This is a genomic window from Pseudomonas sp. RP-B7, assembly GCF_059803535.1.
The window spans coordinates 181,153-202,121 of record NZ_JAPFHC010000001.1 but is presented as its reverse complement, the minus strand read 5'-3'; the positions used below and the strand labels follow the sequence as shown (position 1 = coordinate 202,121).

The following is a 20,969-nucleotide window of genomic DNA, read 5'->3' as shown; positions in this document are numbered from 1 at the left end:
GATCTCACAGAATCGCGGCTGCCTTGGTCAGGAACCAGATGATGATCACCACCAACAGCGCTCCGATACCGACCACCGCGCCGAGGTCCTTCCAGGTCTTGCGCTGGTTCTGCACGTCGGCATAGACGGTCAGGGAATGCCAAGCCACACCGAGAAACGCGAGTAGAGCGATCAGCAGACCGAGCAGGATACCGCCGTCGTAGGCATAGTTTTTGATCGTCTCGATCAACCCGGAGCCTTCACCACGCGAAGGCGCTTCCATGGTTGGGAGCTCGGCGAAAGCTAGGCTTGGGCCGAGTACCAGCAGCAGACCGATCAAGCGTTGGCTGGCACTATCTCGCAGATTGTTTTTCAGAGGGGCAAAGCACTTGAGCATGGTGGCGATCTCCTGGGTTAGGACAGGGTGAAGAACATCAGGACCAACAAGGTGAGCAGCACGCGTGCGGTACTTCCGCCAAGCGCGCCGAAGCGCACACTGCCGGTGGCCCAACTCCGGTAAGCCGTCCACATCACCCAGGCGCACCAAAGCAAAGCCAGAACCAGAACAAGGGACAGCCACAGCGTCGAGCTGCTCTGCGGTGCGAAGCCGGAGGCGTTTTGGAACGCTGCGATCTGAGCGTCAGTCATGCTCATGGCGACGGCTCCGCGGGCGGCGTGTCGAGGCGGTATTCGCCGACCAATTCAGAGGGGGCGCGGGGTTGGGCGCGAGAGGGGGACAGATAACGCTGCACGCCCTGGCGAATACGTTGGATGTCCTGAGACAGGCGGGGATAGTCGAAACGGTAACGGACATCGGGTTCAGCCTTGTTGGCTGTCTTAGCTCGTTTCACAAGGCGTTCGATGGTGTCGAGTTGCTGCTGGATAAGACAGAGCTGGACCTGCTCTTGGGCGGAAACGGCATAGCTACTGTTATAGGTCAATGCTATTGGAAGTAGCAAAAAACTGCGGATGTTTTTAGTCAACATGATGCTGTTCCGAATGAGTTTGGAGGCAGCATCAAGTGAGCAGATAATTCATTCAGTAGAAAATCTGAAGTACGTTCAGTCGCGTTTAGGTGGTGGTAGAAAATTCACTTAAGTTCGACACGTGCTCCAAGAAGATTTTCATAGTTTTCAAGTGGAACGTTATCCAGTTGTAGCTACACTTCGCTGCTAGATATTGATCGGCATGGAAACAGCAGTAATGCTTCCTCCATGCTGGCAAGTTTGATCTGAGTCTCTTCATACTCATCGGCAGGCCATGAACCATGAACGATCCCGCACCCTGCGAACAAATGACAGTGTTGATGCGTGATTAGCGCAGAACGCAGAGCTACTACGAAATCTCCATTACCTTTTGAGTCCAGCCAGCCCACGGGCCCCGCATACCAACCTCGGTCAAAGCCTTCGTGGCGACGGATGAAGTTCATGGCTGTGGTTCTTGGCAAACCACCGACCGCCGGCGTGGGATGCAGCGCCTGCACGCCGTCCAGCAGGTGTTTGCCGGTGTTGAGCCGCGCAGCGATGGGCGTGCTCAAGTGCTGCACCGTGGCCAGTTTCAGCAAGCCGGGGCGCGGCGCGGCCTGCAGTTCGCTGACCTTGCCGGTCAGGGCCTGGGTGATGGTCTGCACCACTAACTGGTGTTCGTGCTGCTCCTTGGGGTCGGCGAGCAAGCGTTCGCCTATGGCGTGATCCTGGTCGGCATTGATGCCGCGTCGCGCACTGCCCGCCAGGGCATGGGTGGTCAGGCGGGCGTCATGGCAACTGAGCAGCCGCTCGGGGGTGGCGCCCATGAAGCAGTGCCCGCCACGATGCAGGGCGAACAAGTGGGCAGCGTTGCGACGGGCGTGTAGCCGACGCATCACCGCACCGCTGTCGAGGGGCGCGTCCAGTTGATAGTCGACATGCCGCGCCAGCACCACCTTGCTCAGCTCGCCAGCGGCGATGGCCTGCAACGCCTGGTCCACCTTGGCTTGCCACTGCGGTGAAGGCAGCGCGGTGCATTCGAGTACTTTGGATGAGGTGGCGGCCAAGGCGGGAGGGTTTAGCAGTTGTGCGTAGGCCGCGAGGCTGTCGCGGATCAATGCCGCCGGGTCGCTGCCAGGTTCGACTACCCGCTGGCAGCGCAGCCAGCGGCCGTCGGCGTCTTCGCTGAGCAGCCAATGGGCCAGATGAAAACTGGCGTCAGCGAAGGCGGCCCAATGTGGCGCGCATGGCCGCTGTTCATCGAAGCGCATGCCGCCCAGCAGCAAAGGCGCCTTGGGCCCATCGATCACCGCGTCGGCGCACAGTGCGAACCATTGGCGGTTTACTTCTAGCATGCGCTGGGCGCCGCTGGCCTCGATCTGCCAGGCGCAGCCAAGACCGAACAGCGTCAGGTCCGGCGAGTGCGCGCACCAGAAAAAACCCTGCCGGTGGGCTTCGTAAAGGGCCACGGCCTCCAGCGTCGGTGCGGCGTGCGAAGAAACCGCGATGACTGGCCGTTGATACGCCACCGCACGCTGGTGCGCGGTCTGGAACACCTTGAGCAATGCGGCCGCGTTCATACGACCTTACTCTTTTTCTGTAGCCAGAAGGCGGTCTGCTCGGCGATGTACCAGTGGATAATCTGGTTGAACAGCCCTTCGATAAATTCACCGTCCAACCCGGCGGCCTGCGCCCATTGCCGGCGCTGCGGCAACATCGTCGCGACGCGCTCCGGGGCGGCGATGCTGGTCTGGTCAGGCTTGAACGCGGAGGCGGCCTTGACGTACTGCATGCGCAGGCCGAGGGCGTCGATGATTTGCTGGTCGAGGCTGTCGATGGCATGACGAATGTCCGAAAGGCCAGTGCAGTGTTCCGGGGTTTTCATACCGAGTCTCCCTGATGGTAGGCGGTGCGACGCAACAGGTGACGGATCACCGGTAGCGGCTGATGCCTGAGGTAAAAGTGGTCGCCGTCGAACAGGCGGATATCCGGGTTGTGGTCGCTAAGGTCGGCCCAGGCGCGGGCCTGTTCGAGGCTGACTTGCGTGTCATCTCGGGCCAGCAGTACGTCGAGTGGTGCCGCCAGTGGTGCGAGGCGCGCAGGCCGCCAGGTTTCGATGGCCTGGTAGTCGCTGCGCAGGGTCGGCAAGAACAACGCACGCAGTTGCGGGTTGGCCCACAGGCCGGCGGCGTCGGCGTCCTGGCGCAGGATGTCGGCGACCAGCGCATCGTCGTCCTGGCGGTGCAGGTCACTGGGCGGTTGTCGATGTGGAGGCGCGTGGCCCGAGACAAACACATGGGCGGCTCCAGAACCTGCTGCTTGCAGGCGCACCCCCACGGCGTAAGCGAGCGCCGCGCCCATGCTGTGGCCGAACAGCAGCAAGGGCCGGGCGGGAAGCGTTTGCAGCGCTTCGGTAATGTGCCCGGCGAGGCTGTCCAGGCAGGGGATATGGGCTTCGTTGAAACGCTCTTCACGCCCCGGATACTGCACTGCCAACAGGTCGATATCTCCCGGCAGGTGTGCCAGCCACGGGCGAAAGAAACTCGCGCTGCCCCCGGCATGGGCCAGGCACACCAGACGCGCCCGCGCCTGTTCGCTTTCTCGCAGCACGCGCAGCCAGGGCGATGCAACGCCGCTCACAGCGCCAGCACCTGCTCCGCCAGGGCCTTGCGGTTAACCTTGCCGAGGCGTGTCAGCGGGAACTCGCGCAGCACCTGCAAGCGATCCGGCAATTTGTAGGCGGCCAGCCCGCGTTCCCGCAACCAGGCGTTGATCGAGGCCAGGTCGACCCGCTCGCCGTGGGCCAGCACGCAGGCGCAACTGCGCTCCCCGAGCAACTCGTCGGCCAGGGCCACCAGCGCCACATCGCGAATCAGCGGATGCCCGAGCAGCAGGTTTTCGATCTCTTCCACGGGGATTTTCTCGCCACCGCGATTGATCACGTCCTTGCTGCGTCCCTCGACGATCAAATGCCCCTCGGGCAGGCGTCGCACCAAGTCGCCGCTGCGGAAAAAACCGTCAGCGGTAAAGGCGCGCTGGTTCTGCTCGGCGGCGTTGTAATAGCCGCGAATGGTGTAGGGCCCGCGCACCAGCAACTCACCGACGGTGCCGGGGGTGACCGGCAGGTCGTCAGTGTCGACGATGCGGATCTCGTCGTCGGCGGTCAGCGGCAGCCCCTGGGTGTCGAACACCCGCGCCTGCGGATCATCCAGTGGCGTGAAGCACAGCAAACCCTCGGCCATGCCGTACACCTGTTGCAGGCCGCAGGCCAGGACCGGGCGGATGCGTGCGGCGATCTCGGCCTTGAGCCGGGCGCCGCCAACCTGCAGCCATTGCAGGCTGCTCAGGTCGTTATCGGACCATTGCGCGACTTCCAGCCACAGCAACACCAGCGGTGGGATCAGGGCCGTGTGGGTGATGCGTTCGCGCTCGATCAGCTCAAAGGCGGTGTCCGGGCTCGGTTCCGGCGCCAGCACCAGGGTAGCGCCGACACTGAACACGCCCAAAGCACCAGGAGAGGCGAGGGGGAAGTTGTGCGCCACCGGCAGTGCGGCGAGGTATCGGGTATTGGCATCGAACCCACACGCCTGGGCGGCCAGGCGCGCATTGCACGCGTAGTCGTCATGGGTGCGCGGGATCAGTTTGGGCAGGCCGGTGGTGCCGCCGGACAACAGCAGCACCGCCACCTCCCGTGAATCCGGCGCAGGCAGTTCGCGCGGTCTGGCTACGCACTGCGCCAGCGACACGAATTCCTCGGCGGCACCGACCACCCACACCTGTTGCAGGCTCGGCACTTGCTCGCGCAGTTTGCGCGCCAACGGGCGATAGTCGAAGCCCAGGTGCTGATCGACAATCACATAGGCGACTGCCTGGCTGAGGTGCGCCAGGTGCGCCAGTTCATGTTCGCGATGGGCCGGCAGCGCAAACACCGGGATCACGCCCACACGCAGCAGGGCGAAGGTCAGGCTGAAGAACTCGGCGATATTCGGCAACTGCACCAGCACCCGCTGGCCAGCCACCAGCCCGCGCTCGGCAAGGCCGGCGGCCAGGCGGTCGGCCTGATGGTCGAGCACGGCGTAGCTCCAGCGCCGCGAGCCGTCTACCAGCGCCTCCTTGTTTGGCGTGCGCCGGGCCTGCTCGCGCAGCAGTTCGCCCAAGGGCACGCCGCGCCAGTAGCCTTGCTCGCGGTAGCGGCGAATAAAGTCGTCGGGCCAGTCAGTGCATCCATCAAGCATGGCAATCTCCTTGGGCAGTCGGGCAGCCCAGCAACTGGGCACCGTGCAGATTCAGCGGGTGCGCAAGGCCGGTGACTTGCACCGCCTGTACGCCGGTGTGCGTGGCCGGTTGCAGGCGCAGCAGCGGATCATCGCCGGCCAGCAGGTGAAGGGCGGCGTGATCGTCGGGGTGTACGCCCAAGTGAATCGCGGCCAACCCGGTAGCGCCATTGGGGTGGACCCTGTGCGCCGGGTGCTGGGACGGTGAGTAGGGCGTGACCAGGAAGGGCAAGCGATCATGGCGCGGGTACACGAAACGAAAGCGCGTCTGACTGCCATCGGCGCAGGTGCGCCGCCAATTCACCGTACGTCCCATGCTGACCCCGCAAGCCGCCAGGCCCTTGAGGCGAGGCGCCAGGGCCGGGTCTTCGCAGAGCAGGGCCAGATCGCAGAAGCCTTCGCCCTGGGCGGCCCAGCGCAACATGCGCCGTCCGGCACCCCGGCCGGCCAGGCAGTCAATGGGCCACTTGAACAGCCAGGCATGGCGCGGCGTGGTCAACAGTTCGATGATCGGCCCTTGGCAGAACCAGATGTGCGCGTGTTGTGCGCTGGCTTCGGCGGTGGCGTAAGTGACCTCGAAGCCGGCGGCGCGAAAATTCGCCACGGCCTGGTGCAAGTCACGCACCCACAGCAGCACATGGCTGCAGGCGGAAGAGGGTTGGGCAGTGTTCAAAACGGCAGGGCTCCCAGCAGTTGGGCGGTGTCGTCACCGCAAGGGGGTTGCACGGCGTCGGCACGGGCATGAAGTTCGGCCAGTGACAGCGCACGCGGCACCCTGGGCTCGATCAGTTCGGGCATGCCGATCAGGCCGTTCATTTCGCGCCAGGCCATGGACACCTCGGTGGCCCACACGCCGCTGCGCAGGCGGCGTGCGGGGTCGTCGATGTCGCGACACAGTTTACCCAGCGCAAGGCTGACCGCGTCGGGCCAGAGCTGGTTGAACACCTGGTGGTAGTTCGCAGGGATTTGCGGGTCGAGCACCACCATCGTCGGCCCGGCCAGGCGTTCGCTGCCGGGGCCGGCCATGATCAGGCGGTCGGTGTTGTCCCGTGGGGCGTGCAGGCGCGGGTTCCACAGCACCGGGCCATGGGTGTCGCCCAGGCTCAGCACGCCGGCTTCGCAGCCCACTTCGAGGCGATGCAACAGGAAGGAATGGTTGTCCGGGTCCTGGGGGTGCACCTGGTTCTGGATGCGCAGGCTGATTGGCACCCCGTTGAAACTCGCGTTGAGCCGCGTGAAAGGCTGCGCCCCGACCCCGGTGGCCGGCGCTGCGAACACCCAGGGCCGCAGGCCACCGGCCAGGCGCCCGAGAATGTCCAGCAGCGGGTACGCCACCTGGCTGTTGCAGGCCGCGTCGATGTACGCCAGCCCTTGCTGCTCGCGCAGGTACCCGGCCACGGCGAGAAAACGCCGGATCGCGAGGATGTTCGGGTACAGCGTGTTCACCGCGTAGGCTGCCTGGCCTTGACGAGCGGCCTGCATGCACGCCGCGATTTCGCGGTGGTGCACCGGGTGTTCTTGCAGCACGTGGATACCGCGTCGCAGCAGGTGCTGGGCCAGCTCACTGCCGGCGCCGCCTGTGGCGCCGGAGCGCACCACCACGCAGGCGATGTCGACGTCATCCGGCACTTGCTCGACAGCCTCGTACAACGGCACGCCATAGTGCGCGGCGCAGGCGCGCGAGTAGGCATTGCCGCGTGACAGGATGCCCACCAGTTCATAGTCGGCCTGGGCGCGTGCCAGGGCCTGCAGGTAGATACGGCCAAACGCAGTGCCGGCGACGATCACGCGTTTGCGTGCAGCCGGGCGGCTCATGACCAGGTCACCGGCAGGCAGTGGGCGCCGCGAAAGAACGTCGCGGTTTTCCATTGCACGTCGCCACAGCGCTGCAGACTGGGCAGGCGCACCACCAGGGCGTGCAGCGCCTCCTGCAATTCGACCCGCGCCAGGGCTGAGCCGATGCAGTGATGCAGGCCGTGGCCGAAGCCGAAATGGCCGCTGGCATCCCGTTGCAGGTCCAGCGCCTGCGGGTTTTCAAAGCGGGCCGGGTCATGGTTGGCGGCGCCGATCGAGGCGAACACCGCGTCGCCCTGGCGCACCAGGGTTTCACCGACCTGAATGTCTTCCAGCGCGTAGTGCACAAACATCGCCGCCGAGGCCAGCGGGATGTAGCGCAGCAGCTCTTCGACCGCCTGCGGTATCTGCTCGGGATCGGCCTTGAGCTGTTGCCACTGCGCGGGGTTCTCCAGCAGCACCTGGATAAAGTTGGGGATCTGCGAGGCACTGCCTTCGTAACCGGCGACCAGGATCGCAATGCACAACAGCAGCAATTGCTCCTCGCTGAGGGACTCGCCTTTTTCGTCGGCCTGGGTCAGGGCGGTCATGAAGTCATCCCGTGGCGCGCGTCGACGTTCGGCCACCAGGTCTTTGATGTACGCGGCCAGTTCGCCCAAGTGACGCTGGGTCTGATCCGCATCTTCAGGGCGGGTCGACAGCAGGGAGTCGTTCCACACCTTGAAACGGTCACGGTCCTGCACCGGCACACCCAGCAGCTCGCAGATCAGCGCCAGAGGCAACGGCAAGGCGTAGTCGTTGACCAGATCGGCCGGCGGGCCGGCGGCGAGCATGCGGTCGATCAACTGATGGGCGTAGTCGCGGGCGTGGGGACGCAGGGCTTCGACGCGGCGGCGGGTGAAAGCCTGGGCGGCGCGCGAGCGGATTCGCGTGAGTTGCGGCGGGTCCATCATCACGATGCCACCGGCGATGCGTGGGAAGGCACGCGGGCTATCGTCGCGGCGAAACGCCTCGCTGCGGCTGAAGCGCCGGTCGCCGAGCACCAGGCGCACATCGTCATAGCGAGTGGCAAGCCAGGCGGGGGCGCCGATGGGCATCTGGATGCGCAGCAGCCCCGGTGCCTGTTGGGCATGGCGATAGGGCTCGGCCAGCTTCAAGTCGGTGAAACGGTTGAACGGGTAGGCCAGCGGGGTCATGGCAAGTCCTTGGGGGTGCTGAGGTCGGGCAAATGGTCGAGCAACTCAAGCTGCAATTCGGGGTCTTCCAGGTGGGCCGCCAGTGCGGCGCGGCTCAGGCGTTGGGCCGGGACCTGGGCCACGAATACGCGATGGCCCAGGGGCTCCAGCGGGTGTGTGGCGGCGGGCAGGCTGCGGTTGCCGTGGAATCCGGCCCGCGCCAATGCGCTTTGCCACTGCGACAGGTCGAGGAAGGTGGCGCTGCTGAGCTGGCGTTCGTCGCTGGCCTGGTTGAGCATGAAAGCCTGGGAGGCCATCACCCAGAATTCCTCCTGGGTCGGTTCGCTGAACACCAGCCAACCGCCCGGCTTGAGCAAGGCGAGCAGGGTGGCCAGGGACCGCTCGGTGTCGCGGGCGGCATTCAGCACGCCCCCGGCAACGATCAGGTCCCAGCTCTGGCTGGGATAACCCTGGGCCAGGGCCGGGCGGTCGATATCGAACACGCCGTGACGCACCCCTGGCCAGTCCTTGAGCCGCTCGGCGGCTTGCTCGCTGAAGTAGCGCGATACGTCAGTGCACAGATAGTCCACGCTGGCATTCGCCAAGGCGGGCAACACCGCTTGGGTGGTGGACCCGGTGCCCGCGCCGACTTCCAGCACGCGCAGCGGCACACCGGCCGGCTGGCGTGCGGCCCAGGCGCCGATCCAGTGCGCGACGGCGCGGTGCTGGTATTGCGCTGCGAGGCTCTCGCGGTACAGCGCCGCCGCGCGCTCGGTGCGGCCTTCGGGAAACAACAGGTGCACCGCCGCACACTCACCGCGCATCAACAACGGCAACTGCCGCGCATTTTCCCGCGCATAGGCGAGGGTGCCGCTGCCGCCTGTGTTGCGCGCCCACTCCACGCTCAACTGCGCCCAGATAGCTTCTAGGGCGATATCGCTCCAGGCAGTCGCGTCGAGGGTGGGCTGCAACCGATCGGCGACGCGTTGCAACAGGCCTTGGGACTGCAGCACATCCATCCAGCGCGCAATCAACGGCCGGTGACCAGGGGCAATGCCCGCCAGTGCCAGGCTGTGGGCCACATCATTAAGCGGTGCCGGCAGCAACCCACACTGCTCAAGCCCATTGAGCATGGAGAGGAGCGCGGCGTGACCCAGTCGATCATTGAGTCGCACCGCCTCCACCAGTTGCGCGGGTTCAAAGGCTTGGTCGAGAGCGGCCTCGGTTGCGGCCAGGTGATCGTCCACCGGCCTGCTTGGGCAGGGACGCGGCACCACGAACAGCGTCTGGCCGTGCAGGGCAACGGCACTGACTTGCGGATGGCCCAAAGCGCGCTCACGCCAGCGTTGATGCGCCAGCTTGACGCTGGCCAAGTCGTGCCATTGCTCCGTGAAACCTTGCACGCGGCAATCGAGTTGCGCCGCGGCACGCTCTGCGAGCTGCCAGTCACCCGGGCGGTGGCTGACGAACAGCACCTGTTGCAGGTGGCTCAAATCACTCAACGCCAATGCGGGGGAATCCAGCAGGCGCTCCAGCTGTTCGGCGCTCATCATCACCACAGCCGGGCGTTGGCGCTCAAGCAAGGCCAACAGCCGGGCCGGCGCCAATTGATGAACGCCCAGGTCGGTAAACGCAGGCAGTTGCCAGGGCGCAGTGGGCAGGTCGATCAGCAGGATGTCGACGTTCATCGGGAAACTCCGGTGGCATGGAACAGACGTTGCCCGGTGGCGGCCAGCGGGTCGGTCGCAGCGGGCCACAGGTCGAGCAACTCAAAGCCCGCGACGTGCAAGGCCTGGCGCCAGACTTCGGGTGGCATGAACACCTCATCGGTGGCCCGTAGCGGCGCGCCGGCCGGCGGAGACAGCAACAGGTGCATGAAGGTCAGCATCGCCGGGTTGTCGGCGATGGATTCGCTGAACAGCAAGGTGCCGCCGTCGCGCAGGCAAGCGCGGATTCGCGCTAGGCTGCGCGGCAGGTCGCAGGCGTTGTGCAGCACGTTGCCGGCGACCACCAAGTCCAGGCTACGGGGCGCGATGCCTTGCTCGCTGAAGTCGCGGTCGAGATCGAGCAGGCTGAATTGCATACCGGGCTCCAGGCGGAATGCGCGCTGGGCCGCGCCGGTGAACAGTGAGCTGATATCAGTGAAGCGATAAGCTATTTCACGGTCCTCCAGGGCTGCCAGCACGGCGCGCGTGGTACCGCCGGCACCGCCGCCGAGTTCCAGCACCTGCAACACATCGTCGCAGGCGGCGCTGGCTTCTCGCGCACGGGCCGCGAGCGTCTGGTTGATCGCGGCGGTGAAGTGGTTGTGCTGGTACGCACCGAGTACTGCCACCGGGTCCCCGGCGAGCACCAGCAACGGCGCTAGGGCGATGCGGTCGCGCAGCAACTCGGGCAGGCACTCGATGACCTGGGCATGGAGTTGCGCCATGCTCGACGGGAAACCCAGCTCGGCATACAACCCTGGCAAATCGCCGATGGCGGCTTGAGGCGGCGTGCCATTCCAGGCCAACCGCTCGCCGTCTACCTGCACGGCTTCGGTACGCGACAACGCCGCGAGCCAGCGCCGCACGATCCAGGCGTGGCGCGGTGCGGTGCCGAGCGCTTGGTTAAGCTGTGCGGCGGTTCGCCAGACCTGCATCGGCAAGGCCTGGGTACGCAGGAGCACGTCGGCCATGACACCCAGGCTCAGTTGCTCCAGTGCGTTAAGGGCGGTGTTCATAGGCAACCTTCTTCGGCGTGTTGCAGGTGTGCGAGTGGGTGGTCCAGCAGGGTCAGTGCGCGGATCGCCTGAGTGCGTTGCAGGCGCTCAAGGCTGGCGGCGGGCGGCAACGCGTACGCGGCGTCATGGCAGCCTGGGCGGATTTCGCCTTCGAGCACACTCACCACCGTGACTGCCGCCATGGCGCCGGTCAGAGGCGCATTGCCCCCGCCGCTGACGACCAGGCTGCGGGTGTACGCCTGGTCGTCGCAGAGGCCATCGAGTTGCAGCAATAACGTGACAAAGGAAGGCTGGCCACTGAGGTCCAGCTGGCTGGCCGTGCATAAGCGTTGCACCGCTTCGGTACGCGGCAGGCTGTGCGCCTGGTCGAGGGCCTTGAGTACATGGCCGTCGGTCATCACGTTGAACCACTGGCCTGTTTCCAGGCGCAGGTCCCTGGCCAAGCGTTCGCCTTCCCGGTTCAAGTAGGGCAGCACCTGCACCGGCCCGGGGAAACACGGCAGCAGCACATCGCGCCTGCGTCGCAGTGCGCGGCTGCAACGGCCGTTGTGCCAGGCCGCCAAGGGCTCGCTGGTGCCGCCTACCGCCCCTTGCAGGAAGTCGTCGGCGGCGACCGCCGTGAAGTGGTCACGCAGACCGAAATAGCTGTTCAGCCCCAGCACCCGTGTAAACCCCTGCAGCGCCAGCCAGCGTGGCAGCAGGCCGGTGAGGCCCGGTTGCAGGCCCGCACCAAGCACCGCGCTGCGTCCGCGCCATAAAGCCGGGTCGAGCTGGATATCGCCCGCAGCGTCGACGTAATGCGCATCGGCGTTCAAGGCGGCCTGCGCGACACGGTCCGCCACGCGCCAGGCGGGGCCGGCGCAGTTGAGCAAGACGTCGCAGCCACGGGCGAACCTGGCCAGGGCTGGCGTGTCGTTGAAATCCACGGCGACCCATTGCAGGCGTGCATCGGGCCATTGCTGCTGGAGCTGCGCCAGGCAGCGCGCGCCGTTGTGCGCGTCACGCCCGCCCAGGCGCAGGTCCTGCAGGCCCAGGCTTAACAAGGCCTGTGCGCTGGCCAGCCCGACGTCGCCACTGGCGCCCAGCACCCCGATCAGCATGGCTTGGCCTTCGCATTCAGGCGCCAGCCACCGGCGCGCTGACGGTCATGCCAGAACCCGGCGTAACGACCGTTGAGGCTGAGCAGGTGCGCGTGAGTGCCTGATTCCACCAGGCGACCTTCGTCCAGGACCAGGATCTGGTCGGCGGCCATGATGGTCGGCAAACGATGGGCGATCACCAGTACGGTCGAGTGTTGCATCAGGCGTTGAATCGCGGCCTGTACAAAGGCTTCGTTGTGCGGGTCGAGCGCGGCGGTGGCTTCGTCCAGCAGCACGATAGGCGCACGCTTGAGCAAGGCGCGCGCCAGGGACACGCGCTGACGCTCACCGCCGGACAACGATGCGCCACCTTCGCCCACCGGGGTGTTCCAGCCTTGGGGCAGGCGGGCGACGATTTCATCGACACCGGCCAGTCGTGCCGCTTCGGCGACGTCGCGGGCACTGGCGTCCGGGCTACCGACGCGGATATTCGCTTCCAGGCTGTCGTCGAACAGGTACACGTCCTGCATCACCAGCGACAGTTGCGCCATCAGCGCCGCGTTGGACAGATCGCGCACGTCCACGCCGCCGACCTTGACGCTGCCCGCCGTGGTGTCGAAAAAACGCATCAACAGGCGGGTGACGGTGGTCTTGCCCGAGCCCGACGCGCCGACAATCGCGGTCATCGAATGCGCCGGTGCGCTGAAGGTCAGGTCGCGCAACACCGTCGGGCCACTCGGGTAGGCGAAGCTCACGTGTTCGAAGGCTAGGCTGCCGGGTGCTGACAGGGGCAGGCTGACGGCGGTTTCGGGCAACGGCGGCTCACGCAGGATACTCACCAATTGATCCAGGTCGTTGCCGGCCATGCGCAACAGGCCGCTGCGTGCTGCGGCTTCGGCCAATGGCCCCACGAATCGTGCTGCCAGGGCGAGCAGGGCCACCAACTGGATCGCATCGATTTCACCATGAGCCGCCAATGCAATGCCCACGCCGACCAGTAGCGCAAAGGCCAGTTGCACGGTCAAACCACCGGCGAGCAGCTTGGGAAAGGTCTGCGACAGCATCGAACCACCCGCCAGCTTTTGTGCGTGATTGGCCGCCTGTAACGGCGCGTAGCCGTCCTGGGTGCGGCCAAATGCGCGCAGCACTTGCTGATAGCGGGCGAACTCCACCACCCGGTTGCCGGCCAGTGTCGCGGCGGCTTCCACTCGCGCATCGTTGCTGCCGATGGCGGCGGCCGACCAGTGATGGGTGAAGTAGATCAGCGGCGCACACAACACAGCCGTCAGGCCCAGGCGCCAGTCGAACACGAACAGCGTCAGCGCCACGGTGGCCGGCACCACTACCCCGGACACCACCGGCCCCAGGTAATGGGCAAACAAACCGGTGACCATCAACGTGCCGCTGGTAGCGCTGCGTGACAGGCGCCCGACCTTTTCCGAGTTGAACCAGCCCAACGGCAGGCTGACCAGGTGCTGGCCGAGGCGATCATGCAAGGTCGTCAGCACCAGCAAGGCCAGGGCGAAGCCCTTCATGGCCTGCTGGTAGTGGGCGATGCAGGTCAGCACCACCATGGCCGCCAGGCCCGCCAGCCAGGCGGTGGCCGTGGGCAGGTCGCCGGCGAACAACGCGTGCAGGATCGGCACCAGCAGCGCCACGGCGAGGCCTTGCAGCACGGCGCTGGTCACCAGCCACGCCAGGTAACGGTAGAGACGCGGGGCATGGGCCGGGCCCAGTAAGGTCACAAGGCTGCGAATCACTGGGACATCTCCACGGCAGGGGTTTCGGTGCCGGCTCGCCACAGTCGGGCATAGGCACCGTTGGCGTTCAGCAGGTGTTCATGGCGGCCGCTTTCCAGCACGCGGCCCTGATCGAGGACGACGATCTGATCGACCCCGCTGATGCTCGCGAGGCGATGGGCAATCACCAGCACCGTGCGGCCACGTGCCAAGGCAGACAGCGCATCCTGGATCAATGCTTCGGACTCGGGATCGGCGTGGGAGCTGGCTTCATCGAGGATCAACACTGGCGTGTCGGCCAGCAGCGTGCGGGCGATGGACACGCGCTGCGCCTCGCCACCGGAGAAGATCGCATCTTCGCCGATCACCGATTGATAACCCCGGGGCAGGGCCTGGATGCGCGCATGGATCTGCGCCGAGCGCGCTGCCGCCTCGACCTCTGCATCGCTGGCATCCGGGCTGCCCAGGCGCAGGTTGTCGGCGACGGTGCCGTGCACCAGTTGGGCGTCCTGCAACACGAAGCCCACGTGTTGATACAACTGGCGCGAGTCGATCTCGCGCACATCGGCGCCGCCCACACAGATCCGGCCGGCGTTGACGTCATGAAAGCGTGGCACCAGCTTGGCCAGGGTCGACTTGCCAGCACCGGACGCGCCGACCAATGCGGTCACGCTGCCGGCCGGGCAGTGCAGGTCGACGCCCTTGAGGATCAGGTGCTCGGCGTCGTAGCCGAACTGCACCTGTTCAAAGCGGATGTCGCTGCCCAGGGGTTGGACGCAGGCCTTGGGCGTAGGCAATTCTTCAACGTCCAGCAGCGCTTCGATGCGACCGGCTGCCGCCAGGGCCGTACGCTGGGCCGTGAGGCTCTGGTTGATCACCAGCAGTGACTGCGGGATGACCACCGCCACCAGGATTTCGGCGAACAGCTCCAGCGGTGTGATCCAACCGTGCGCCAACAACAGGCTACCCACCCCCAGGCTCACCAGCAGGATCACCGGCACACTCAAGGCCATCGAGGAAAAGGCTTCCAGGCGCAGCAGCGGCTTGACCCAGCCGGCGTACTGCTCGCTGAACTGGTTGACCGCCTGCTGATAGCTGCGGTGCGCCTGGCCGACCTGGCCGAACGCCTTGACCACGGCAATGCCGTGCACGAACTCGACAATCGCCGCGCTGACCCGGGTCATGCTTTTGTCCAGCAACTGCATCTTGGCGCCAAAACCGCGCATCATCAGGGTGTAGGCCACCGCGTAGATGGGCAGTGTCAGCACCGCCAGCAGCGCCAGCCGCCAGTTCAACGTCGCCAGCCACAGCAGGCCCGCCAGCGGCGTGACGATGGCTGCGGTGAGTTCCACCGCGTGGTGGGCGACCAGGTGGTGCAGGTCTTCGAGGTCGTCCTGCACCACCTTGCGCACGGCGCCGGAGGTGGTGTCGGTGTACCAGCCCAACGGCACGCGCCCGAGCTTGCGCACCATGGCTTCGCGCAAGCTCGATTGCAGCCGGTGGTCAGCCACATGGGTCAACCACAGCGCCACGCCACTGGCCATCCACCCCACACTCAGGGCGATCACCACCAGCGCGGCCCACAGCCATAGGGTCTTGCTGTCGGCGCTGCCGGCCAACAGTAAGCGGCCCAGTTCGGTGAGGCCGATAAAGGGCACCAGGTTGACCAATGCGCCGAGGGCGGCGAATGCCACACCAAGACGGATGAGGCGATTGACCGGGCGTTTCAGAGTATCCAAGGCAGTGGTCATGAGTTTCTCCGAAGGGCCTCAAGCAGGTGCGCAGTAACGGTGTGGACGTGGGGCGGTTCGATCACGCTGAAGTGGTTGCCAGGCACGTCGATCAGCTCGAAGCGGCCCAGGCAGGCGTCTTCCCAGAACGGTGCGGCCAAATGCCCGACGCCGCCGGTAATGCCGAACGATTGCTGCTCCAGGCAGCGCAGGTAGGTCATGTTGCCGAGGAACGGCGGCGGGTCGAACCGCGCCGCCCGCATGCTGTGGCGGCACACACGAAACAGCGTCGGTACCAGTTCGGGGCCGATCGGCACCCCGGCCTGGCCCGAGGCCAGGCGTGCGTATTCGGCCAGGCGCTCCTCCTGGCTGCGCGCCGATTGCTGTTGGACCGCCAGCGCCAGCGCGTCCAGCCCCGGATCGCCGTTCAACGCCGCCATGGCCCCGGCCGGCACGCGGCGGTTGTCTCGCGCCATCAACAAGTCGATGGCGCGGTACACGTCGTAGTCTTCGATGTGCGCGCCGAACACGGTTTTCACTGGGTCCAGGTTCAGGTTGGGCACGAAGATCGCCTCGTAGGCCAGCTCTTCGTCGGTGTCGATGAACATCGGGATGCTGTCGATCAGGCTCAGGTCGACCACCTCCATACCGCGTTCGAGCAAGCGCCGGGCAACCTCAGTGGCCAGCAGCCCGCCAAGGCAGTAGCCGATCAGCTGAAAACGTTGATGGCCGTCAGCAATCAAGCGCTCGGCGTAGTCCTCGGCCACGCGCTCGATCAGGCGTTTGGGCTCCAGCGCCAGGTACTGTTCGGTGTCAGCCACGGCAAAGCCAATCACCGGGCCGGCCTGCTGGTCGGCAAGGGCGCGGCCCAGGTGCTGGAAATAATCCAGGGTGCCGAGGGCGGCGTGGAACATCACCCGGACCGGGCCGACGTCACCCCCGCCAAATGGCACCACCAGCGCGTTGCTGCTGGACGAGCGTTGCGCTTCACCGCTGGGGGCAATCGCGCCCGGCGTAGCTTCGCCCTGATTGAGCAGGCGCGCGAGGGCGGCGACATTCGGCTCGTTGAGCATCTGGCGCAGCAAGGTGTCGTAGCTCAGGCGTTGGGCCTGGGGCAGTTGCTCACGCAGTTGGCCAGCGACGCGGGCGAGGATCAGCGAGTCAGCGCCTTTTTCATAGAAGCTGTCCTCGACGCCGATCTGCGCCAGCCCCAGGGCGTCGGCCCACAGGCGGCACAACTCGGCGCCGAGCGGATCGCCCGGCGCTTCCTGGCTGCTGGAGGCCTGGGCATCGACGGCAGGGCGCCAGCCGGCCAAGGTCTTGCGGTCGACCTTGCCGTTGGCGGTCAGCGGCAAGCGGTCGAGTACCTGCAGGTGCGCTGGCAGCATGTAGTCCGGCAGGCGCTCGGCCAGGGCGCGGCGCAGGCTGTCGACACTCAGGCGCTGCACGCCGGACTTGAAGCGCGCGGCGAATACCTGCATGCCGAGGGCGGCCAGCGGATGATCGGCCTGGGGCAGGGCAGGCAGGCATTCGCCACCGAAGGCCTTGACCCGCGCCCGCCAGATATCGGCGTCACGCAGGCCACTGCGGCCCTGGTCGTGGTCGCCATTGGCCGGTGTCATCATGAAGCCCTGTGTCAGCAGGATCGGCGGCCATTCGCCGGTCGGTTCGCTGAACACCAGCCAGCCGCCAGGGCTGAGCAACTCGGTGATCTGGCCGAGGGCATTATCGATGTCCTTGACGCTGTTGAGCATGCCCGCACACAGCACGATATCCACGCTGTTGCTGGCCAAACCCTGGGGGCGGATGTCCTGGTCGATGTCCAACACGCCATAGCGTACCCAGGCCTGTTCAGCAAAGCGTTGCATGGCCGCCGGCAGGAAAAACGCGGTCATGTCGGTAAACAGGTAGTCGACTTCCAGCCCATCGAGCAAGCCGATGACCGGCGCGCTGGTGGCGCCGGTACCGGCGCCGATTTCGAGGATGCGCAGCGGGCCGTCGCCTTGATGGTGGGTGGCCAGGCGGTTGATCAGCGCCGCGATGCTGTGGTTGTTGTAGCGCGACACGGCATCCCCGCCGTACAACTGCAAGGCCAAGTCCAGTTGGCCTTGGGGGAACAGCAAGTCGAACGGGTTGACCTCGCCCTTGAGTAGTTGCGGCAGTTGCCACACATGGTTGAGCTGGTAGTCGAGCAGCGCCTGGCTGCACAGCCCCGAGGCGACCGCTTGTTCCACCCGGCCCCACGCCAGCGCCGGGTTGGGCGCAGGTTGCGTGAGGCGGTAGTGCGAGTGGGTGTAGTGCAGCAGACCAGCCTCGCACAGCGCGCCCAACCAGCGGCGAACCAGCCAATGGTGGTGCGGCTCGGCCTGCAAGGCGTGCATGATTGTGGCGGCGTCCGGTTCGGCCCGTTCGCCGCTGAACAGTCCGGCCTTGAGCAACACCTCCAGCATCGAACTCAATGCGGCGGCACTCAGGTCAGCCTGGTACCCGCGCACCTGTTGCGCATCGAAACTGCCCACCTGGCTGTCGGCATAACGTTTGACCGCCGTGAGCAACGGCGCGCCTGGCAGCGGCTCGGGTTCGGCGCGTGCAGCGGTGACGAACGCCAACAGGTCGCCACTGACCAGGCTCACCGCAGTGTCCACGCCAGGGGTGGCGAGCAGTGCGGCCTCGATCTCACCGAGTTCCACCCGATGGCCGCGAATTTTCACTTGGCCGTCTTCACGACCCAGGAATTCCAGTTCACCCCCCGGCAAATAGCGGCCACGGTCACCGGTGCGGTACAGGCGCTGGCCGTCGAGCGGGTGAGCAAAGAAACGTGCGTCGCTCAATGCCGGATCGCCCAGGTAGCCCTGGGCCAGGCCGACACCGGTGATATACAGGTCGCCCGGCACCCAGGTCGGCGCATCACGCCAATGGCTGTCGAGTACCCGAAAGCCCTGGTTGGCCAGCGGCAGGCCGTAGGGAATGCTGCGCCACGCCGGGTCGATGGCGCCGATAGGGTGTAGGTTCGACCAGATCGAGGCTTCGGTGGCGCCGCCCAGGCCTATCAGTTTCAGGTCGGGCAACAACGCCTGGAGTTGCGGTGGCAGGTTCAGCGGGATCCAGTCACCGGACAGCAAGGCCAGGCGCAGACTGTCGAGTGGGCGGGGTTCGGCGTGCAGGTAGTCGGCGAGCATGTGCAGTTGTGCCGGCACTGAGTTCCACAGCGTGACCTGATGACGCTGCACCAGTTCAGCCCAGTGCGACGGGTCGGCGCCACGTGCCGGGTCGGGCAGCACCAGGGTTGCGCCCACGGCGAGGGGCCCGAACAGGTCATACACCGACAGGTCGAAACTCAACTGCGCCAGGCCCAGTACGCGGTCATCGGCGTTGACGTCAAAGCGTCGGTTGATGTCTTGCACGGTATTGAGCGCGGCGCGATGGCTGATCATCACGCCCTTGGGTTCGCCGGTGGAACCGGAGGTGTAGATCACGTAGGCGAGGTTATCGGGGCCGCCCTCGATCAGCTCGAAATCCGCGCCCGCCGAGGGCAACCGGTCTACGGCGTGCAATTGCAATGTCTCGGGCAACGGCGTGTTCGGCTGCGCCAGGGAATGCCCCAGCACATGCCGCACCTTGGCGCTTAGCAGTACGCGGTCGCGGCGTGCGGCCGGAGCGTTGCTGTCCAGGGGCAGATAGGCCGCGCCGGCGAGCAACACGCCGTAGGCCGCCACCACCTGGTCGAGACCCTTGGGCATCAGGATCGCCACAGGTTCCTGCGCGTCGCACCCGGCCTCACGCAGGGTGGAGGCCACGGCCAGTGCGCGTTCGGCAAGGGCGGCGTAGGTCAGGCTGCCACTGGCATCGATCACCGCCAGGGCGTGGGGATGTTCCCAAGCCATGGCCAGCAGGCCGTCGTGCAGGCGACCGGTGGGCAACGGGGCGGCGGTGGCATTCGCCGCCAGGTGTTCACGCTGTTGCCAGGCCGGCAGCGTCACTTGCACCGGATGTTCCCAGGCGGCCGGATCAAGGGCGAGCAACTGCAGTTCGGCGACAAAGGCCTGTTGCATGTCGTCCACCAGGCCGTCGGGGAATACGCCTTGGCGCACGTCCCAATGGATGTGCAGGCCGTTGGCGTCATCCATCACTTGGCAGTCAAGGGTGACCTGCGGCGTCTGGGTGATGCCGTGGCCCACCCGGCGTTGACTAGCCGGCGGTGCCTCGATCCCCAGGCCGATGGCGCTGGTGAAGACCACCGGCATGGCCGCCGCTTCACGCCCGCGGCGTCGACCGATTTCGCGCATGACCTGGATGCCGGAAAATAGCCGGTGCTCCAGGTCGGCAAACAATTGGCTGCCCAACTGGCGTGCCTGGGCGGTGAAGTCCAGCCCTTCAGGATCGTTGACCTGCAACAGGCTGACCGAGGTGAAGTCGCCCACCAGGCGATCCACCTGCGGGTGCAGTAGCAGGCGGTTGAGCAATGTCAGGTTGAGGCTGAAGGCAGGCTGCTGGCTCCAGCGTTGCAACGTGGCGACATAGGCCGCCAGCACCACGATGGATGGGGTAAGACCGCGTTCGCTGGCAGCGCTTTTCAGGGCGGCCCATGGCTGCGACTCAAGCTGCGCCGAGTGCCGTTGGAAACGGGGCACGCGGGTGTCTTCGCCGCTCAGGGGCGCCGGCAGTTGTGGGGCAGCGGGCAATGCGTCGATGCGGGCCAGCCAGTAGTCACGGTCACGTTGGTGGCGGCTGCCTTCGAGCAAACTGCGCTCGGCCAGTAGATAGTCGCGGAAGGTGATGTCCAGGGCAGGCAACGTTGCCAGGGGATCCTGCAGCAACAGCTCCAGCTCATTGAACAGCAGCTGCGCACTGGCCCAGTCGGCAATCAGGGAGTCCATGGAGAAGTGCAGCGTGTCGCCGTTGTCGCTGCGGCTCATACGCAGTTCAAACAGCGGCCAGACCTCGGTGGGGTAGAGCTTCTGCTCCATGGCCTGGCGAATCTGTTGCACCGCGTGCTGGTGCTGCTCGCGGGTGGCGCCACGCAGATCGGCGATGGCCAGCGGATAGTGGTCGACGTCGGGCAGAACACGCTGCGAACCTTCGCTAGCGATCACCGCTCGCAGCATGTCGTGGCGGGCGATCAGGCGGTTCCAGGCCTGTTCCACCTGCTGAGGGTCCAGGGTTGGCCAGCTCAGTTCAAGGTAGCCATGGCAGGCGACATTGCCGTAGCCGAAGGACGATTGGCGGCCCAGCAGGTAGGCATTCTGCACATCGGTGAGGGGGAAGGGCGTGTGGTGCTGCGCCGGATCGGCCTGCACGAGTGGGCGTTCCTGTGTCTCCAGCAGGTGCAGGATCTGTTGCTTGTGTTCGCGAAGTTGCGCCAGGCGTTCGGTGTCGAGCAGGCCCTGGGGCGCGCGGAATTTCAGTTGGCCATCCTGGGGCCAGAGTTCGACGCCCAGGGACTTGAGTTCGCTTAGCAGTTTGGCGGCGGGCATGGGGACAGCTCCTGGAAAATAGGGTGGTTGCGCGGGCA

At 65.9% G+C, this 20,969-nt stretch carries 16 protein-coding genes; all 16 read right to left on the bottom strand.

The genetic code is table 11. The features are described 5' to 3' along the window. Positions 1-4 precede the first annotated feature (4 nt). Complete coding sequence (locus tag OPU96_RS00890; RefSeq protein ID WP_076953679.1) at positions 5-376, bottom strand: TIGR03745 family integrating conjugative element membrane protein; 372 nt, start codon at positions 374-376, stop codon at positions 5-7. 17 nt (positions 377-393) lie between these two features. Beyond that, on the bottom strand, positions 394-633 hold the full coding sequence (locus tag OPU96_RS00885; RefSeq protein WP_267863883.1) for a TIGR03758 family integrating conjugative element protein: 240 nt from the start codon (positions 631-633) through the stop codon (positions 394-396). Beyond that, positions 630-965, bottom strand: coding sequence for an integrative conjugative element protein, RAQPRD family (locus OPU96_RS00880; RefSeq protein WP_498558498.1), 336 nt, complete (start codon positions 963-965; stop codon positions 630-632). Before OPU96_RS00880 ends, OPU96_RS00885 begins: the two co-directional genes overlap by 4 nt. Positions 966-1,138: 173 nt before the next feature. Beyond that, positions 1,139-2,524, bottom strand: coding sequence for an isochorismate synthase (locus tag OPU96_RS00875; RefSeq protein WP_267863885.1), 1,386 nt, complete (start codon positions 2,522-2,524; stop codon positions 1,139-1,141). After that, positions 2,521-2,829 carry an isochorismate lyase gene (locus OPU96_RS00870; RefSeq protein WP_267863886.1) on the bottom strand — a complete coding sequence of 103 codons (309 nt, stop codon included), beginning with the start codon at positions 2,827-2,829 and terminating at the stop codon, positions 2,521-2,523. Before OPU96_RS00870 ends, OPU96_RS00875 begins: the two co-directional genes overlap by 4 nt. Then, the gene (locus OPU96_RS00865) at positions 2,826-3,584 is read right to left on the bottom strand and encodes a thioesterase II family protein (RefSeq protein WP_267863887.1); all 759 of its coding nucleotides are present in this window, start codon (positions 3,582-3,584) and stop codon (positions 2,826-2,828) included. Before OPU96_RS00865 ends, OPU96_RS00870 begins: the two co-directional genes overlap by 4 nt. Further along, the gene (locus tag OPU96_RS00860) at positions 3,581-5,179 is read right to left on the bottom strand and encodes a (2,3-dihydroxybenzoyl)adenylate synthase (RefSeq protein ID WP_498558497.1); all 1,599 of its coding nucleotides are present in this window, start codon (positions 5,177-5,179) and stop codon (positions 3,581-3,583) included. The genes OPU96_RS00865 and OPU96_RS00860 overlap by 4 nt, the downstream gene beginning before the upstream one ends. Beyond that, entirely contained in the window at positions 5,172-5,891 is a 720-nt protein-coding gene (locus OPU96_RS00855) for a VOC family protein (RefSeq protein WP_267863889.1), read from the bottom strand. The genes OPU96_RS00860 and OPU96_RS00855 overlap by 8 nt, the downstream gene beginning before the upstream one ends. Next, a complete protein-coding gene (locus tag OPU96_RS00850; RefSeq protein WP_267863890.1) occupies positions 5,888-7,087 on the bottom strand; it encodes a Gfo/Idh/MocA family oxidoreductase in 1,200 nt (399 codons plus the stop codon). The genes OPU96_RS00855 and OPU96_RS00850 overlap by 4 nt, the downstream gene beginning before the upstream one ends. After that, positions 7,030-8,208 carry a cytochrome P450 gene (locus OPU96_RS00845; RefSeq protein ID WP_267863891.1) on the bottom strand — a complete coding sequence of 393 codons (1,179 nt, stop codon included), beginning with the start codon at positions 8,206-8,208 and terminating at the stop codon, positions 7,030-7,032. The genes OPU96_RS00850 and OPU96_RS00845 overlap by 58 nt, the downstream gene beginning before the upstream one ends. Next, positions 8,205-9,875: a class I SAM-dependent methyltransferase gene (locus tag OPU96_RS00840; RefSeq protein WP_498558496.1), complete on the bottom strand. Its 1,671-nt coding sequence runs from the start codon at positions 9,873-9,875 to the stop codon at positions 8,205-8,207. The genes OPU96_RS00845 and OPU96_RS00840 overlap by 4 nt, the downstream gene beginning before the upstream one ends. Continuing rightward, on the bottom strand, positions 9,872-10,909 hold the full coding sequence (locus OPU96_RS00835) for a class I SAM-dependent methyltransferase (protein ID WP_267863893.1): 1,038 nt from the start codon (positions 10,907-10,909) through the stop codon (positions 9,872-9,874). Before OPU96_RS00835 ends, OPU96_RS00840 begins: the two co-directional genes overlap by 4 nt. Next, positions 10,906-12,009, bottom strand: coding sequence for a saccharopine dehydrogenase NADP-binding domain-containing protein (locus OPU96_RS00830; RefSeq protein ID WP_498558495.1), 1,104 nt, complete (start codon positions 12,007-12,009; stop codon positions 10,906-10,908). Before OPU96_RS00830 ends, OPU96_RS00835 begins: the two co-directional genes overlap by 4 nt. Beyond that, positions 12,003-13,748 carry an ABC transporter ATP-binding protein gene (locus OPU96_RS00825; RefSeq protein ID WP_267863895.1) on the bottom strand — a complete coding sequence of 582 codons (1,746 nt, stop codon included), beginning with the start codon at positions 13,746-13,748 and terminating at the stop codon, positions 12,003-12,005. The genes OPU96_RS00830 and OPU96_RS00825 overlap by 7 nt, the downstream gene beginning before the upstream one ends. Next, positions 13,745-15,478 carry an ABC transporter ATP-binding protein gene (locus OPU96_RS00820; RefSeq protein WP_498558494.1) on the bottom strand — a complete coding sequence of 578 codons (1,734 nt, stop codon included), beginning with the start codon at positions 15,476-15,478 and terminating at the stop codon, positions 13,745-13,747. The genes OPU96_RS00825 and OPU96_RS00820 overlap by 4 nt, the downstream gene beginning before the upstream one ends. Next, on the bottom strand, positions 15,475-20,931 hold the full coding sequence (locus OPU96_RS00815; protein ID WP_498558493.1) for a non-ribosomal peptide synthetase: 5,457 nt from the start codon (positions 20,929-20,931) through the stop codon (positions 15,475-15,477). Before OPU96_RS00815 ends, OPU96_RS00820 begins: the two co-directional genes overlap by 4 nt. Between the last annotated feature and the right edge of the window lie 38 nt (positions 20,932-20,969).